The 16,755-nt window shown below is 68.7% G+C and carries 12 protein-coding genes, 1 tRNA gene and 1 riboswitch; of the genes, 4 read left to right on the plus strand and 9 right to left on the minus strand.

Features of this window, described 5'->3' with window-relative positions:
- Positions 1–115 precede the first annotated feature (115 nt).
- From CJ179_RS28695 to gcvP, 3 genes are all read left to right on the plus strand, one after another.
- Positions 116–589, plus strand: a complete 474-nt coding sequence (locus CJ179_RS28695) for a bifunctional nuclease family protein (protein ID WP_072941833.1) — start codon at positions 116–118, stop codon at positions 587–589.
- A gap of 281 nt (positions 590–870) precedes the next feature.
- Positions 871–1,491, plus strand: coding sequence for a MerR family transcriptional regulator (locus tag CJ179_RS28700; protein ID WP_012687890.1), 621 nt, complete (start codon positions 871–873; stop codon positions 1,489–1,491).
- 69 nt (positions 1,492–1,560) lie between these two features.
- A riboswitch (glycine riboswitch) is annotated at positions 1,561–1,684 on the plus strand.
- Between the two features lie 174 nt (positions 1,685–1,858).
- On the plus strand, positions 1,859–4,711 hold the full coding sequence (gcvP, locus tag CJ179_RS28705) for an aminomethyl-transferring glycine dehydrogenase (protein ID WP_095863660.1): 2,853 nt from the start codon (positions 1,859–1,861) through the stop codon (positions 4,709–4,711).
- 43 nt (positions 4,712–4,754) lie between these two features.
- On the opposite strand, the gene CJ179_RS28710 is transcribed toward gcvP, so the two are convergent.
- The 9 genes from CJ179_RS28710 to CJ179_RS28750 all read right to left on the minus strand — a co-directional run bounded on the left by CJ179_RS28710 (position 4,755) and on the right by CJ179_RS28750 (position 15,273).
- Positions 4,755–5,909 carry a metallophosphoesterase gene (locus tag CJ179_RS28710; RefSeq protein ID WP_095863661.1) on the minus strand — a complete coding sequence of 385 codons (1,155 nt, stop codon included), beginning with the start codon at positions 5,907–5,909 and terminating at the stop codon, positions 4,755–4,757.
- Positions 5,906–7,693: a substrate-binding domain-containing protein gene (locus CJ179_RS28715; RefSeq protein WP_095863662.1), complete on the minus strand. Its 1,788-nt coding sequence runs from the start codon at positions 7,691–7,693 to the stop codon at positions 5,906–5,908. The genes CJ179_RS28710 and CJ179_RS28715 overlap by 4 nt, the downstream gene beginning before the upstream one ends.
- Before the next feature lie 124 nt (positions 7,694–7,817).
- Complete coding sequence (locus CJ179_RS28720; RefSeq protein WP_095863663.1) at positions 7,818–9,998, minus strand: malate synthase G; 2,181 nt, start codon at positions 9,996–9,998, stop codon at positions 7,818–7,820.
- A gap of 133 nt (positions 9,999–10,131) precedes the next feature.
- Positions 10,132–11,097 carry a sulfite exporter TauE/SafE family protein gene (locus CJ179_RS28725; RefSeq protein ID WP_072941819.1) on the minus strand — a complete coding sequence of 322 codons (966 nt, stop codon included), beginning with the start codon at positions 11,095–11,097 and terminating at the stop codon, positions 10,132–10,134.
- Positions 11,098–11,359: 262 nt separating this feature from the next.
- Positions 11,360–12,604 carry a trans-acting enoyl reductase family protein gene (locus tag CJ179_RS28730; RefSeq protein WP_095863664.1) on the minus strand — a complete coding sequence of 415 codons (1,245 nt, stop codon included), beginning with the start codon at positions 12,602–12,604 and terminating at the stop codon, positions 11,360–11,362.
- 35 nt (positions 12,605–12,639) lie between these two features.
- The gene (locus CJ179_RS28735) at positions 12,640–13,050 is read right to left on the minus strand and encodes a DUF2784 domain-containing protein (RefSeq protein WP_072941814.1); all 411 of its coding nucleotides are present in this window, start codon (positions 13,048–13,050) and stop codon (positions 12,640–12,642) included.
- Positions 13,051–13,137: 87 nt separating this feature from the next.
- Entirely contained in the window at positions 13,138–13,554 is a 417-nt protein-coding gene (locus CJ179_RS28740) for a universal stress protein (protein WP_072941812.1), read from the minus strand.
- A gap of 106 nt (positions 13,555–13,660) precedes the next feature.
- The gene (locus tag CJ179_RS28745; RefSeq protein ID WP_095863665.1) at positions 13,661–15,115 is read right to left on the minus strand and encodes an SDR family oxidoreductase; all 1,455 of its coding nucleotides are present in this window, start codon (positions 15,113–15,115) and stop codon (positions 13,661–13,663) included.
- A gap of 72 nt (positions 15,116–15,187) precedes the next feature.
- Positions 15,188–15,273 (minus strand) — tRNA-Leu (locus tag CJ179_RS28750).
- A 111-nt stretch (positions 15,274–15,384) separates the two neighbouring features.
- Between CJ179_RS28750 and CJ179_RS28755 the strand changes: the two genes are divergently transcribed.
- Complete coding sequence (locus CJ179_RS28755) at positions 15,385–16,737, plus strand: M20/M25/M40 family metallo-hydrolase (protein WP_095863666.1); 1,353 nt, start codon at positions 15,385–15,387, stop codon at positions 16,735–16,737.
- The last annotated feature ends 18 nt before the right edge of the window (positions 16,738–16,755 follow it).

A 16,755-nucleotide genomic window follows, 5' to 3' on the forward strand; every position in this document is an offset into this window, starting at 1 on the left:
CCAACGACGCTGCGCTCGAACGGCTGTACGGTCGAAGAGCAGACACGAATCGAATAGAATCCTGGTACGGCATTGTGTGCCGCGGACGGACCATTGCAGGGTGGAGGCAGACGCGATGAGCGAAATGCACGTGATCGGAGTTCGTGTCGAGCAGCCCCAGAATCAACCTGTCCTGCTGCTGCGGGAAACCGACGGCGAACGGTACCTGCCCATCTGGATCGGACAGACCGAGGCCACGGCCATCGCACTCGAGCAACAGGGTGTCGAGCCGGCGCGTCCGCTGACCCACGACCTGATCAAGAACCTGATCGAAGCGTTCGGTCGCACCCTGAAGGAAGTTCGCATCGTCGACCTCCGCGAGGGCACGTTCTACGCCGACCTGGTGTTCGACCAGAACACCCGCGTGTCGGCCCGCCCGTCCGACTCCATCGCGATCGCACTGCGCATCGGGGTCCCGATCTTCGCCGAGGAATCGGTGCTCACGGAGGCCGGTCTGGTCATGCCCGACGAGCGTGAGGACGAGGTCGAGAAGTTCAAGGAATTCCTCGAGTCCGTGTCGCCGGACGATTTCAAGGCCACCGACGGCTAGGTTTCCCCAGCGGAATAGCCGCCGGCGCAGTAATGGTTGAGGTTCTTCCGGCGCGTTGCGTTGACCCGGTCTCCTTGGAGTCATAGCGTTCGGTGCAGTGATTTTCTGCCCTGCAGATTGTATCGGGCGTACGCTGAGTAGGTTCAGGGTACGGACTAGCTCGATGTCACTGGTGGCGCTTGCGCCGGTCGATGTGCTGCGGATTGCCGTGGACACTGGCGACGCGCGTCACAGGCGCACTGATCGTCGGGTTCAGTGCAACATGCGAGAGGGAGTAGTCAGTGGGAGATCGGCCGCAGGAGAATGCGCTGAATCTTGCGCCCGGCGACAACGTTGCCGAGCCCGAGTTCAGCTCCGAGGAGATCCAGCCGGGCCTCTTCCCGGACGATTCCGTGCCCGACGACCTCGTCGGATACCGCGTCCCCATCGCCTGCCAGATCGCGGGAATCACCTACCGTCAGCTCGATTACTGGGCTCGCACATCTCTCGTGGTGCCGTCCATCCGTGGCGCGGCCGGGTCGGGCAGCCAACGGCTGTACTCGTTCAAAGACATCCTCGTCCTCAAGATCGTCAAGCGCCTGCTCGACACCGGAATATCCTTGCAGAACATTCGCGTGGCCGTCGACCACCTCCGTAAGCGCGGGGTGCGGGACTTGGCCAAGATCACACTTTTCTCGGACGGGACCACGGTCTACGAGTGCACGTCGGCCGAGGAAGTCGTCGATCTGCTCCAGGGCGGGCAGGGTGTGTTCGGTATCGCGGTCAGTGGTGCAATGCGCGAACTGACCGGCACCATCGCCGATTTCCCGGCGGAGCGCGCCGACGGCGGCGAGAGCGAGCAGAGCCCCGAGGACGAGCTGGCGTCGCGGCGCAAGAACCGCGCGAGCCGCAAGACCGGCTAGACCGCAACCCCAGGACCACGGCGCTGGTGGCGCCGCTGCCTGTGCTCGTGGCATAGACTGGCGGTGCGTCGACGCCGTGCGGGAGAGTTCCGGGCACTGCATGCACAGCAGCATCGTGCGTGCGGGAGTTCGGGCGCCGAAGGAGCAACACCTCCCCGTCAATCTCTCAGGCAAACAGGACCGTGCGGGCTCCGACGCCTCTGGAAAGCGGTGGGAGCACCCACCCGCCCACGGGGAAAGGGCCGTGTTCGCACGCGAACGACGGTACCGAATCTCTCAGGCGCTCGACCCGAGCAGGCGACAGAGGGGGAGGGGCGTTCCGCAGAGCGGGGCGTGTCCTGATCCTCCGAACTGCTTGGGAGTTGTCGTGATCGACGCTGGAAGCCGTACATTCGCCGATCGTCATGTCGGCCCGAACGCTGCGGAACTCGCGCACATTCTCGAACTGGTCGGAGCCGATTCGCTCGACGACCTCGCGTCGAAGGCCGTTCCCGCCGTCATCCTGGACGGGGTCACGGGCGGCATCGCCGACGGCCTCGACGCCCTGCCCGCACCGGTCTCCGAGCACGAGGCGCTCGCCGAACTGTCCGCACTCGCCGCGCAGAACACCGTGGCGACGTCGATGATCGGGCTCGGCTACTACGACACCCTCACCCCGCCGGTTCTGATCCGGAACATCATCGAGAACCCGGCCTGGTACACGGCCTACACGCCGTACCAGCCCGAAATCAGCCAGGGCCGCCTCGAGGCCCTCCTCAACTTCCAGACGATGGTCGCCGACCTGACCGGCATGGAGGTCGCCAACTCGTCGATGCTCGACGAGGCCACCGCCGCCGCCGAGGCGATGACCCTGCTGCGCCGGGCGAGCAAGAGCAAGTCTCCGCGGTTCGTCGTCGACGCCGACCTGTTCCCGCAGACGCTGGCCGTCGTCGAGACCCGGGCCGAGCCGCTCGGCATCGAAATCGTGGTGGCCGACCTGTCCGCCGGCCTGCCGGACGGCGACTTCTTCGGCGTCCTCGGGCAGATGCCCGGCGCGACGGGCCGCATCGCCGACTACACCGACGTGATCGCCGCGGCCCACGAGCGCGGCGCACTGGTCGCGGTCGGGGCGGATCTGCTGGCGCTGACTCTCCTCACCCCGCCCGGCGAGATCGGGGCCGACGCCTGCTTCGGCACCACCCAGCGGTTCGGTGTCCCCATGGGCTTCGGTGGCCCGCACGCCGGCTACCTGGCCGTGCACACCAAGCACGCACGCCAGCTTCCCGGCCGCCTGGTGGGCGTGTCCGTCGACGCCGACGGCGACAAGGCGTACCGGCTGGCGCTGCAGACCCGCGAGCAGCACATTCGCCGTGAGAAGGCGACCTCGAACATCTGCACCGCGCAGGTGCTCCTCGCGATTCTCGCGGCCATGTATGCCAGCTACCACGGCGCCGAGGGCCTGAAGGCGATCGCCCTGCGCGTGGCGAACACGGCACACTCCCTGGCCGCCGCACTCCGCAGGACCGGGGCCGTCGTCGTGCACGAGCACTTCTTCGACACGATCCTCGTGCGCGTCGACGGCCGGGCGGCGGACGTGGTGGCGAAGGCGAAGGACGCCGGCATCAACCTGCGGCTCGTCGACGCCGATCATGTCGCCGTCGCCTGCGACGAGGCCACCACCGACGACGACATCGCCCACGTGCTGGCGGCGTTCGGCGGCGACGGCGCCGTGGCCCCCGAGGCGGGCACGTCCGTCCCGGCCGCGCAGCTCCGCGGATCCGACTACCTGCAGCACGAGGCGTTCACCCGATACCGCACCGAGACGGCGATGCTGCGCTACCTGCGTGCGTTGTCCGACAAGGACATCGCACTCGACCGCAGCATGATCCCGCTCGGCTCCTGCACGATGAAGCTCAATGCCACCGCCGAGATGGAAGCGATCACCTGGCCCGCGTTCGCCGGACTGCACCCGTTCGCGCCCACCGGAGACACCCCGGGCATTCTCCGCATCATCAAGGACCTCGAGAACTGGCTCGTCGCCGTCACCGGCTACGACGCCGTCAGCCTGCAGCCGAATGCCGGCAGCCAGGGCGAGTACGCCGGGCTGCTCGCGATCCGCAACTACCACCTCGGCCGCGGCGACGATCACCGCGACACCTGCCTCATCCCGTCGAGTGCCCACGGCACCAACGCCGCATCGGCGGTCATGGCCGGGATGCGCGTCGAGGTCGTCGCGTGCCGCCCGAACGGTGACGTAGACCTCGACGACCTGCGGGCGAAGATCGCCGACCACGCCGAGCGCCTCGCGGCGATCATGATCACCTACCCGTCCACCCACGGGGTGTACGAGCACGAGATCGCCGACATCTGCGCCGCCGTCCACGACGCAGGCGGCCAGGTGTACGTCGACGGCGCCAACCTCAACGCCCTGGTCGGTCTGGCCCGGCCCGGCCGGTTCGGCGGCGACGTCAGCCACCTCAACCTGCACAAGACGTTCTGCATCCCGCACGGCGGCGGCGGCCCCGGTGTCGGTCCGATCGGTGTGCGGTCGCACCTCACACCGTTCCTGCCCGGACATCCGCTCGCGCCGGAACTCGGCACCGCGGGCCCGATCTCCGCGGCCCCCTACGGCAGCGCGTCGATCCTGCCCATCACGTGGGCGTACATCCGGATGATGGGCGCCGTCGGACTGCGCCACGCCAGCCTGACCGCCATCGCGTCGGCCAACTACATCGCGCGCCGCCTGGACGAGTACTTCCCCGTCCTCTACACCGGCGAGGGCGGAATGGTGGCCCACGAGTGCATCCTCGACCTCCGGCCGATCACCAAGGACACCGGTGTGACCGTGGACGACGTCGCAAAGCGCCTCGCCGACTACGGTTTCCACGCCCCGACGATGAGCTTCCCGGTGGCGGGCACGCTGATGGTGGAGCCCACCGAGAGCGAGAACCTCGAAGAGATCGACGCCTTCTGCGAGGCGATGATCGCGATCCGCGCCGAGATCGACCGCGTGGGCTCGGGGGAGTGGACGGTGGACGACAACCCGCTGCGCGGTGCCCCGCACACGGCAGGCTGCCTGGCGGCGGAGTGGAACCACCCCTACACCCGTGAGACGGCGGTGTTCCCCCGCGGCAAGGCCCGGCCGAAGGTGTGGCCTGCGGTGCGGCGCATCGACGGCGCGCACGGCGACCGCAACCTCGTGTGCTCCTGCCCGCCGATCTCCGCGTTCGAAGGCGACTGACACGGGCGGCCCGTCCCGCTTCGACGGGGCGGGCCCTCCGCAGTCAGTCCGCGCGCACCAGTTCGAGGATCGTGATCTCCGGTGGGGCGCCCACCCGCACGGGCGGGCCCCACGCGCCGACGCCGCGGGTCGTGTACAGGACGGTGTTCCCGATGCGGTCGAGTCCCGCCACCGACGGCTGCTGCAACGGCACCAGATAATTCAGCGGCCACATCTGGCCGCCGTGCGTGTGCCCCGACAGTTGCAGGTCCACACCGAGATCCGACGCTTCCAGGGCCTGCCGCGGTTCGTGCGCGAGGAGCACGACGAACGTCGACGGATCGCGTCCCGCGAGCGCGGCGGGAAGGTCCGGTTCGTACGGCGCCGGCGACGAATAGTCGTGGATGCCCGCGATGTCGATGGCGGCGCCGCCCCGCGTGATGGTCGCGTGCTCGTTGCGCAGCGTCCGGATGCCCAGTCGGTCCCACACATCGAGCCACCGGCCACCGTCGTCGGCGTAGAACTCGTGGTTGCCGCTGACTCCGAACACCCCGAGCGGGGCGTCGAGGTCGCCGAGCGGCTGTAGGTCGGGCGCAACCTTCGCGACGGTCCCGTCGACCAGGTCGCCCGCGATCGCGACGAGATCCGGCCGCTCCGCGTTCACCAGATCGACCACACGGCGCGTGAAATCGACCCCTCGCGCCGGGCCGACGTGCAGGTCGGAGACGAGCGCCACGCGCACACCCTCGAACTCGGCGGGGAGGCGCTGCAGCGGAACCCGGACCCGCACGATCCGTGGACGAGCGGCCTCCCGCACCCCGTAGCCGGCAGCGCCGATGGCACCCACCACCACGACCGCGGTGGCGATGCGCAGACCACGTCGACGCGACAGATCGACCTGTTCGTCGCGCCCGCTGCCGCGCAGGCGAGCGAACAGCCGCGTGAGCAGCGACACCAGGGCGACCAGGAGAAGTCCGAGCACCAGATAGAACATCGCACCGAGCCACACCCAGCCCACCCAGCCCGGTGGACGCGCCCACCCCGGGTCGAAGGCTTCGCCGCTGCCCACGCCGATCACGGCGAGAACCCACAAGGCGACGAGGGTCACGTCGACGACCACCGACCAGGGGCGCCCCACACCGGTGGCCCGGACCAGCCGCCGATGAAGCCACCAGGTGACGAGCGCGAGGAAGACCGCGAAGACCAGGAGTCTCGTCACGACAGCAGCTTGCTGATCGCGGTCGGCAACGCCGCTCCGTCCGAAGACGTGACCTTCTCCAGGGACCCGCCGGTGCGATCGGCGAGTGCCTGCAACGTGTTGAGGTCCGGATTCTCGCCGATCGTCACCACGTCGATGCGGACCGGCTTCGACGTGCTCGAGGCTGCGGCGATGGCGGACAACAGATCCGCGCGCGCGACGGAGTCGTCGTTGGCGCCGTCGGTGACGAGCAGCACCGAATTGGTGCGGCCCGGCGTGTATCCGTCGACCGCACTCTTGTACGCGGCCTCGAGCGACGTGTAGGTCGAGGATCCGGTGGCGGGTGTCGCCTTGGCAAGCCGGGCGTCGAGGGCCTGCCTGCGGGTGCCCTCGGTGAATCCGCCCGCAGACAGCGGACCGGTGGCGACCACGGTCGTGTACGGCCGGGACCCGTCGAGGGTGGTGCTGTACTCCCACAACCCGAGGCTCGACGAGTCCGGAGAACGATCCACCTGGCCGGCCAGCGCCGTCGTCGTGTTCGCCAGTCGCGTCGCCGTCCCCTCGCGTTCGCCCATCGAACTGGAGACGTCGAGCAGGATGGTGGACGTGCGCGGCGAGATCGGATTCCGGATCACCTGCATCAACTCGGCCGCAGCGGCGGCGTCCGCAGGAACCAGGGTGGATTCGAAACCGGGGAAGGCCAGCGTGGTGTCGTCGGGGCGGGCGAGCCCCTCGACCCGGAAACCCGCGTCGGCCAGGACCTGCGCCTGTTCGGGTCGACGGACGAATTCCGCGAACTGCGCGGCGGCGCGGCTCTGCGTCTCGTCGACGGACGGGCCCGCGAGGACGGCCGCCGGGTGATCTGCCACGGGTGTCGGGCCTTTCGGCATCGTCGCGGTGATGTCTGCTCCGGGTGCGTCGCGCAGGGCCTGATAGGCCTGCTGTTCGGTGGTCGCGACCGCATGGATGGCGGAAGAGGCGGGGTCTCCCTGCGCAGCCAGCGCGGTGAGCGCCTCCCGCGTCGTCGCGGGTTTCGTCCCCGTCGACGCCTCGTAGCCGAGCGCCAGATCGGTGAGTGCCGACGTGACGGGAACGGAACGCGCCTGCTCTTCCGTCACCGGGCCGGTGCTGCTTCCGGTGACGGCGGCAGCGACCGCTTCGACGGCCATCTCCGTACTCTCGGCGCCCGGACCGACGGGAAGCGCCAAGCCCAGGCTGCCCCAGCCCGGCAGACCGAGAGTCGCGAGGGAATCGCGGCCCGACTGCAGGGACGGCAACTCCTTCCAGTCGAGCGCCGCCGTGCCCGGCGCGTTCGCGAACGCGGTCCGGACGGCGAGGACCACCGGGCTGGTCGCCAGCGGACGTGCCTCACCGCTGATGACCCCGGTCGCCGACACCTGCTTGACGGAATGCGAGCTGGACGGAATCCACAGCGCGGGGCGGGGGCCGAATGTCGCTGCGTCCCACGGGCCGTCGGGGCCCGCGGACAGGGCGTCGCGCACGGTGTCGGACGCGACGGCAGTGACCGTCACCGACACGCACTGGTCGCGTATCACCGGGGCCGTCTCGGTGTAGCGCTCGGCGAGAGTCTGCAGCTGGGGCGCGATGTCGGGATCCGCCGCGACCGCGAGCACCGATTCGCCTTCGACGCAGGCGCCGGCGGCCGCCACTCCCTGATCGTTGATCCGGTCACGCAGTTGGAACCAGCCCAGCACGCCGAGCACGAGCACGACGACGAGACCGAGCACGATCAAAGGCCCCTTGCTGATACCCCTGGCGCGCGATTCGCCGCGATGCTGCCCCACGTGCTTTCCAGCCCCTGTTCGACGAGTTCGACGTTGACCCTCGCAGTGTAGTGATGCGCGGTGTCAACCCCCGATACGTGAGCGGCGAAGTGTGTGGGGGGACGCTTTGCCGCTCACGTGGGGGTCAGGCGTTGGCGGCTTTGTATTCGCGGCGGCGGCGGTGCAGGATCGGTTCGGTGTAGCCGGAGGGCTGCGCGGTGCCGTCGAGGATGAGTTCCTTGGCGGCCTGGAACGCGATGTTGGTGTCGAAGTTAGGGGCCAGCGGCCGGTAGGTGGGGTCGTCCTGGTTCTGCCGGTCCACCACCGGCGCCATCCGTTGCAGCGAGGCCACGACCTGGTCGGCGGTGACGACGCCGTGCCGGATCCAGTTCGCCAGCAACTGGCTGGAGATGCGGAGGGTGGCGCGGTCCTCCATCAGGGCGACGTCGTGGATGTCGGGGACCTTGGAGCAGCCGACGCCGGCGTCGATCCACCGGACCACGTAGCCGAGGATGGACTGGCAGTTGTTGTCGAGTTCCTGCTGCTTCTGCTCGTCGGTCCAGTCGGTGTGCGGGGCCAGGGGGATGGTGAGGATCTGCTCGAGGGTGGCCCGCGGGGCCCCCTTCAACCGGTCCTGGACGGCGAACACGTCGACCTGGTGGTAGTGGGTGGCGTGCAGGGTGGCCCCGGTCGGCGACGGCACCCACGCGGTGTTCGCGCCGGCCTTCGGGTGGCCGATCTTCTGCTCGAGCATCTCGGCCATCAGTTCGGTCATCGCCCACATGCCCTTGCCGATCTGCGCCTTGCCCTGCAGGCCGGCGGCCAGGCCGACATCGACGTTCCAGTCCTCGTAGGCGGTGATCCAGGTCTGCTGCTTCATCTCGGCCTTGCGGATCATCGGCCCGGCCTCCATCGAGGTGTGGATCTCGTCGCCGGTGCGGTCGAGGAACCCGGTGTTGATGAACACCACCCGCTCGCGGGCCTCGTGGATGCAGGCGGCGAGGTTGACGGTGGTGCGCCGCTCCTCGTCCATGATCCCCACCTTCAACGTGTTGGCGGGCAGGTTCAGGACCTGTTCGACGCGGCCGAACAGGTCGGTGGTGAACGCGACCTCGTCGGGGCCGTGCTGTTTGGGTTTGACGATGTAGATCGACCCGGTGCGGGAGTTGACCAACGGCCCCGACGCCTCCGACGTGCCGAGCCCGTGGACGGCGCAGAGGGAGGTGAGCAGGGCGTCGAGGATGCCCTCCGGGATTTCGGTGCCGTCCGGGTGCAGGATCGCCGGGGTGGTCATCAGATGCCCGACGTTGCGGACGAACAGCAGCGACCGCCCGTGCAACGTGAGGTGCGTGCCGTCGGGGGCGGTGTAGGTGCGGTCCGGGTTCAGCCGGCGGGTGAACGACTTCCCGCCCTTGGTCATCTCCTCGGTCAGATCACCCCGGTTCAGGCCGAGCCAGTTGCGGTAGCCGATGACCTTGTCGTCGGCGTCGACGGCGGCGACGGAGTCCTCGAAGTCCATGATGGTGGTGACCGCGGACTCGAGCACCACGTCCTTGATCCCGGCCCGGTCGGTGGACCCGATCGGGGAGGTCGGGTCGATCTGGATTTCGGCGTGCAGGCCGTGGTTGCGCAGCAGGATCGACGACGGGGTGGCCGGGTCGCCGAGGTAGCCGACGAACTTGCCCGGCTCGGCCAGCCCGGTGATCGTGCCGTCGACCAACTCCACCCGCAGGGTGTCCCCGTCGACGGTGTAGCCGACGGTGTCGGCGTGCGAGCCCTCGGTGAGGGGGGCGGCGGTGTCGAGGAACGTGCGGGCCCAGGCGATGACCCGGTCGCCGCGGACCGTGTTGTAGGAGGTGCCCGGCTCGGCGCCGCCGTCCGTGGGGATGGCGTTGGTGCCGTACAGGGCGTCGTACAGCGACCCCCAGCGGGCGTTGGAGGCGTTCAGGGCGAAGCGGGCGTTGAGGACCGGGACCACCAGCTGCGGGCCGGCGGTCGAGGTGATCTCGGTGTCCACGTTCGCCGTGGACACCGCGAACGGGGCCGGTGCGGGCACCAGGTAGCCGATCGAGGTCAGGAACTGCTGGTACTCGGCCGGGTCGGGGGTGCCGGTGTGGTCGCGGTGCCACCGGTCGATCTGCGCCTGCAGATCGTCGCGGGTGGCGAGCAGGGCCCGGTTCTTCGGCGCCAGGTCCTCGATCACCTTCACCGCACCCGACCAGAAACCGTCGACGTCGATCCCGGTCCCCGGCAACGCCTCCTCGTTCACGAAGTCGTAGAGCACCTTCGCGACCTGCAGACCGCCGACCTCAACACGCTCAGTCATGAAAAGCCTCACTGTTCCGCTATCGGAGCACCGGACGGGTGCCATGAACCGCGACCAATGTTACCCGCTGGTAAGGATGCGGTGTGGCAGATGTCCGGCGGCTTCTCGATCCGGGCGGAGGTGTGAGGTGAGCTCAGGCCTTGTCGCCGGTGGACGGCTCCAGGGACTGCGCTTCCGGCTCACCGAGCGTGTCGATCTCGGTGTCGATCCGGTGCAGATCGCCCGCGGCCTCCGCGGCGCTGAGACGCGAGCGGCGCCACGCAACCACGAGCAGTCCGGCCCACCCCGCCACGAGGGCGATGTAGCCGAGGGCGGCGGGGACGCCGGTCACGTCGAACGTCTTGAACAGCTTCTGCGCGTTGGTGATGATGATGATGCCGCCGACACCGGTGCCCAGAAGGGTCGCAGGCACCCGGCTGACGAGCCACGCGGCGACCGGTGCGGCGATGATTCCGCCGAGCGCCAGACCCGCGATGATGGGGATGTTGTCGAAGAAGTCGCTGCCGAGCCCGAAGATGAATCCGATGCTGGCCGCGGCGGACACCAGGAACTCCGACGCGCTGACCGAGCCGATGACCGTGCGCGGCGCGGTCTTGCCTCGCGAGAGCAGCGTGCTGGTGGTGATCGGCCCCCAGCCGCCGCCACCGCTCGCGTCGATGAATCCACCGAACAGTCCGAGCGGTGAGAGGAACTTCGCCGTGTGCGGCGACGTCCGCGCGTCGTTGACGGCGGGAGGACGGATCGAGAAGCGGAGGAGGACGTACACGCCGATCGCGAGCAGGATCGTAGACGTCACGGGGACGGCGGCGGCCGTCGACAACTGCGACAGCACCGTCGCGCCGAGGAACGCGCCGATGGCGCCGGGGACGCCCAGGCGGAGCACGAGGGGCCAGTCGATGTTGCGGAACCGCCAGTGCGACGCCCCGGAGGCGAGCGTCGTGCCGACCTCGGCGAAGTGCACCGCCGCGCTGGCGTGGGCGGGCCCGACGCCGCTGAACACGAGCAGGGTGGTCGCAGTCACGCCGAACGCCATGCCGAGGGCGCCGTCGACCAGCTGGGCACCCACGCCGACCAGCGTGAAAATCAAGAGCTTGAACATCGAGACTCCGACCGAGAGAGCGAACCGTCAGGGCAGCAAAGACCAGCGAGCAGGCTGGTCAGCAACATCCCTGGTCGAAGGCATGGCCTCGGCGGGAGGGCCAGAAGGGCATGAGGGCGAGCGAGGCCGCGGGGCCTGCCTGCGCGCTCGTGCCGTTCACTCGAACTCCCGTGTCTCGCGTCGTGTGCACAGCCATCCGCGCACAAGGATCGACATTAGCGGGAGGGGTGGGCGCGTGTCATCTTCACACGCGCCCACCCGTTCACAGCTTTCGCGCGGAGATCTCCATGCCCGCGTCGCGCAGCCGTGCGACCAGCACGTCGCCGAGTGCCGTCGCCGGAGTGAGGACACCTGCCGCGTCCGGGAGCGCGTCGCCGCCGAGGGCGAGACTCAACGCGGATTCGCCGAGCATCACCGCGGTGGCGCGGTAGCCGGGGTCGCCCTTCGCCTTCACCCGCGACGTGTAGTGCGCGCCCGTGGTGGTGGTCGTGTACAGGTCGACGGTGAAGTGGCCGTTGCGTTGCGCCTCCTCGCTGGGACCGTCGCCCGGTGAGGGCAGAACGCGGTCGAGGACGTACCGGGTGGGAGGGAGGGCCATGCCGGCGATCAACGCGCCGAGGCCGACCGTCACCGCACCCGCGATCACCGGCGTGATCGGGGAACTGCCGACACTCATGACCTCGCGGTACTTGAATTCCCGGCCGTACGCCCAATCGCGGAGCGCGTTGCTGCGCCGCACGACCCGCGTGTTGTAGGGGCCCATGAAGAACGGCGCCTTCCAGCCCTTGACCCCGGGCGCGATGGTCTTGCCGTCGACCACACCCATGTCGGACTGCTTGCCGAGATCCGGTTCCTTCGACCGGTCGGGGCTCAGCGAGTACGGCGAGGCCGCGAGACGGCGCGACGCCGCGTCCTTCTTGGACACGTCAACCTGGGTGCGGAGCGAATCGATCGTGCCGCCGCTGACGCCGCCGCGCAGCGACGTGACCACCAGGGTGGTGTCGGTGAGTTCACCCGCGCCGTCCTCACGGACCTTCGCGTGCAGGACGTGCACCCCGAGGTCGGACGGAATGGAGTCGAAACCGCAGGAATGGACGATCCGGGCGCCGGTCTCGCGGGCCCGTTCGTGGTTGGCGTCGATGCTTTCGCGGGCGAACAGCACCTCTCCGGTGAGGTCGACGTAGTCGGTGCCCGCCTCGGCGCAGGCCGCCGCGAGTGCGTGTCCGTATTTGGCGTAGGGGCCGACCGTCGTCGCGACCACGCGGGTGCGTCCCGCCAGGGCGGCGAGCGACGCGGCGTCGTCGGAATTCGCGACGATGAGGGGCCAGTCCGCCGCGCGCGGACCGAGCGCGGACCGCACCGCTTCCAGTTTGGCGGCCGTCCGCCCCGCGAGCGCGATCCGGACACCGTCCGGGGCGTGCTGTGCGAGATAGTCGGCGAGGAGTTTGCCGACGAAGCCGGTGGCCCCGTACACGACGAGATCCAATTCACGTGTGCTGTCTGTCATGACACGACCCTACTCGTCGGTAGGGAAGGGTGAGGTCAGAGTCCGGCGCCGCCGGGGCGGGTCGGTGTGAGGGGTGCACGGGTGCGGACCCGCAGGACGACATAACCGGCCCACGACGTGACGACGCCCAGCGCCACGAGGGTTTGGATCGCTCCCGCGGCGGATTCCGGGTAGACCACGCCGGTGAGGTAGTGGGCGATGAACCCGGACGAGGGGAGCGGGTCCTGCCCGGCGCGGACGCGGGCCCAACTCTCCAGATGCGTCAGCGGGCAGTCGATGCCGACGATCAGGCCGGTGAACCCCCAGGCAACCGCCGCCAGGTGGAGGGCGATGGTCCGCGGCCACCGCCAGGCGAGAAAACCACCGCACACGACGTAGAGGATGAAGATCAGGTGTGCGACGACCGTCGCGTCGGCGACGACTTCGTAGAAGACCACGCTCCCCATCGATGCACCCCTGACCTCCGAAGTGTCCCCCTACGCCATCGTAGGCGCGGGCTGCCGGGTCCACGGGGGAACGGGCTCGGAACGAAATCAGGCGGGGCCGCGCGCCTCTTCCTTGACCACCAGGATCGGAATATCGACCTCGAGCAGGAGGCGTTGCAGCCATCGTTCCAGGAGGAACTTGCCGACCGGGGACATGCGCCGGGTGCCCACGACGAGCAGGTCCGCGCCGCTGCTGTCGACCAGCGTGCGCAGTGCGCTCACCTGATCGCCGTCGTGTTCGCTGGTGCGCAGTTCCCACGACGACTCGCCGACCCCGCCGCTCTCGAGCGTCGCCTGGATCTCGGCGCGCAGAGCGGACCGGTCGGACTCCGCATCCTGTCCGGGGTCGTCGTCGAGGACGTGGAGGACGAGTAGCTGTTCCCGTCGTTGCACAGCCTCGCGGGCGGCGTGGACGATGGCCGCCCGGCCTTCCGGGCTGTCTCGGTGGACAACGGCTATCGCCATGAAGCGCCTCCATATTCAGGGATCGGTACCACGTCCATTATCCCCACGCCGGACAGTGCTCCGGCTGTGTCGATGCTCTCGAAACGGGGGTTTGTGTGGTGCTCGATCACCAGGGTGAGGGCTCGTAGTCCTTCAGGAAGCAGCCGTGCAGATCGACGCCCTGCTCGCCCTGGACGATGGGGTCGTAGACGCGGGCGGCGCCGTCGACGAGGTCGAGGGGGGCGTGGAAACCCTCGTCTGCCAGGCGCATCTTGGTGTAGTGCGGCCGCTCGTCGGTGATCCACCCGGTGTCCACCGCGGTCATGAGGATGCCGTCCTCGAGCATCTCCTTCGCGCTGGTGCGGGTGAGCATGTTCAGCGCGGCCTTCGCCATGTTGGTGTGCGGATGCCCGGGACCCTTGTACGCGCGGCTGAACTGGCCTTCCATCGCGGAGACGTTCACCACGTACTTGCGGCGCGCACCTGCCGCCGCCATCGCGGGCCGCAGCCGGGACACGAGGATGAACGGGGCGACCGAGTTGCACAACTGCACCTCGAGCAGCTCGATCGGGTCGACTTCCTCGACCGTCTGGACCCAGCTGTTCGAGTGCGCCAGATCGGGCAGCAGACCGCCGGCGTCGATCGCGAGACCCTGATCGATCCGATCGGGAGACGCCGACTTCGCGACCAGCGCGAGCGAACTCACCGCGTCGGGGGACAGCGCGGCGCCCGCCATCACGGACACGTCGGACAGAGACCCGGCGAGCGCCGCCGGGTGGGCGTCGCTCGTCTTGCCGAACGTCAGGACGTCGGGAAGGTCGCCGGAGGGAAGCGCACCGGATTCGGCGTCCGCCAGCGCGCTGTAGGCGCCGGGCGAGCGTCGCACCGTCTGCGCGGCATTGTTGATCAGGATGTCCAGCGGGCCCTGCGCGGCGACGGAGTCGGCGAGCGCGACGACCTGCGCCGGGTCACGCAGATCGATACCGACCACCCGCAGCCGGTGGATCCACTCGCTGCTGTCCTCCATCGCCTTGAAGCGGCGGATGGCGTCGTTGGGGAAACGGGTCGTGATGGTGGTGTGGGCGCCGTCGCGGAGCAACCGCAGCGCGATGTACATGCCGATCTTGGCGCGACCACCGGTCAGCAGCGCCCGGCGTCCGGTGAGGTCGGCGCGCGCGTCCCTCTTGGCGCGGCTCTTCGTCGCGCACTCGGGGCACAACTGGTGGTAGAACGCATCGACCCGGGTGTAGCGCTGCTTGCAGATGTAGCACGGGCGGGGCCGGATCAGGGTGCCCGCGGACGCGCCGTCGGCGTTCGACGTCAGCAGGATGCCCGCGGTCTCGTCGTCGATCCGGTCGGGGGAACCTGTCGCGGTGGCGGCGACGACCTTACGGTCGGCCTCGGAGACGGCGTCGCGGGCCGCGATCCGCCTGCGCTTCTTCAACTTCTTGAAAAGGTGACCGACAGCACGCTGGACCGTGACGGAATCGGGATCCGCGTCGTCGAGGTCTGCCGCCAGATCGAGAACTTTCAGGCAGATCTCGAGATCCGCCGGATCGATCGTCGTCGTTGTTTCACCCATCGAACTTCGCCCTCTCACGAAGAAAGCCCCGGTTCAGTGAACCGGGGCCTTTTCGTCTGTCTCAACTCAGAGTGTCCGAGGGGGGACTTGAACCCCCACGTCCGTTAATAGGACACTAGCACCTCAAGCTAGCGCGTCTGCCATTCCGCCACTCGGACTTGCCTGCCCCCATTTCCTGGGTGCTGCAAAAGATTAACCGATGAACCGCCACGGCCCAAATCGCCCCTCTCACCTGAGCGTTTCCGCCTGCCCGATGGTAGGAAAGTGGAGTGCCAACTACACAGGAAACCCCAGGCCAGGGTCGCGCCGAAGCCGAAGTCGTGGATCTCGTCAGTTCACTGATCCGCTTCGACACGTCCAACACCGGAGAGCTCGCGACGACGAAGGGCGAGCGCGAGTGTGCGGAGTGGGTGGCGTCCCAGCTGCAGGAAGTGGGCTATGAGACCGAATACGTGGAGTCGGGCGCACCGGGTCGCGGCAACGTGTTCGCGCGGCTGAAGGGTTCGGACCCCGACCGCGGCGCGCTGTTGCTGCACGGTCACCTCGACGTCGTACCCGCCGAACCGGCCGATTGGCGCGTCCACCCGTTCTCCGGAGCCGTCGAGGACGGGTACGTGTGGGGTCGCGGCGCCGTCGACATGAAGGACATGGTCGGGATGATCCTGGCGGTCGCCCGCCAGTTCAAGGCGGAGGGCATCGTTCCGCCCCGCGACCTCGTGTTCGCGTTCGTCGCCGACGAGGAGGCCGGTGGCAAGTACGGCTGCCAGTGGCTGGTCGAGAATCGTCCCGATCTGTTCGAGGGGGTTACGGAGGCCGTCGGCGAGGTCGGCGGCTTCTCCCTGACCGTTGCCCGCCCGGACGGCACGGACCGCAGGCTCTATCTCGTCGAGACGGCGGAGAAGGGTCTCGGATGGATGCGGCTGACCGCGAAGGGCCGGGCCGGACACGGTTCGTTCCTGCACGGCGACAACGCCGTCACCATCCTGGCGCAGGCGGTCGCCCGGCTGGGGGCACACACGTTCCCGCTGGTCATCTCCGATTCGGTGGCCGAATTTCTCGAAGCGGCAGGCGAGGAGACCGGACTCGACTTCGACCCGACGTCGCCCGACCTCGACGGCACCCTCGCGAAACTCGGCTCCATCGCCAACATCCTCGGTGCCACGCTCCGTGACACCGCGAACCCGACCATGCTGTCCGCCGGCTACAAGGCCAACGTCATCCCGCAGACCGCGGAGGCCGTCGTCGACTGCCGGATCCTGCCCGGCAGGCAGGCTGAGTTCGAGGCGACGATCGACGAACTCATCGGACCGGACGTCCAGCGCGAATGGATCACGAAGCTCGACTCCTACGAGACCACCTTCGACGGGCATCTGGTCGACGCCATGAACGACGCCATCCTTGCCCACGACCCCGGCGCCCGCACCGTGCCGTACATGCTGTCGGGCGGAACCGACGCCAAGGCGTTCGCGAAGCTCGGCATCCGGTGCTTCGGATTCGCACCGCTGCAGTTGCCTGCGGACCTGGATTTCGGTGCGCTGTTCCACGGCGTCGACGAACGGGTACCCGTGGACGCATTACTGTTCGGTACACGCGTGCTGGAACATTTTCTGCTCCACAGCTGATCGAAAACCGATACGCGA

The organism is Rhodococcus sp. ACS1 (assembly GCF_002300155.1).
GTDB lineage: Bacteria > Actinomycetota > Actinomycetes > Mycobacteriales > Mycobacteriaceae > Rhodococcus_F > Rhodococcus_F koreensis.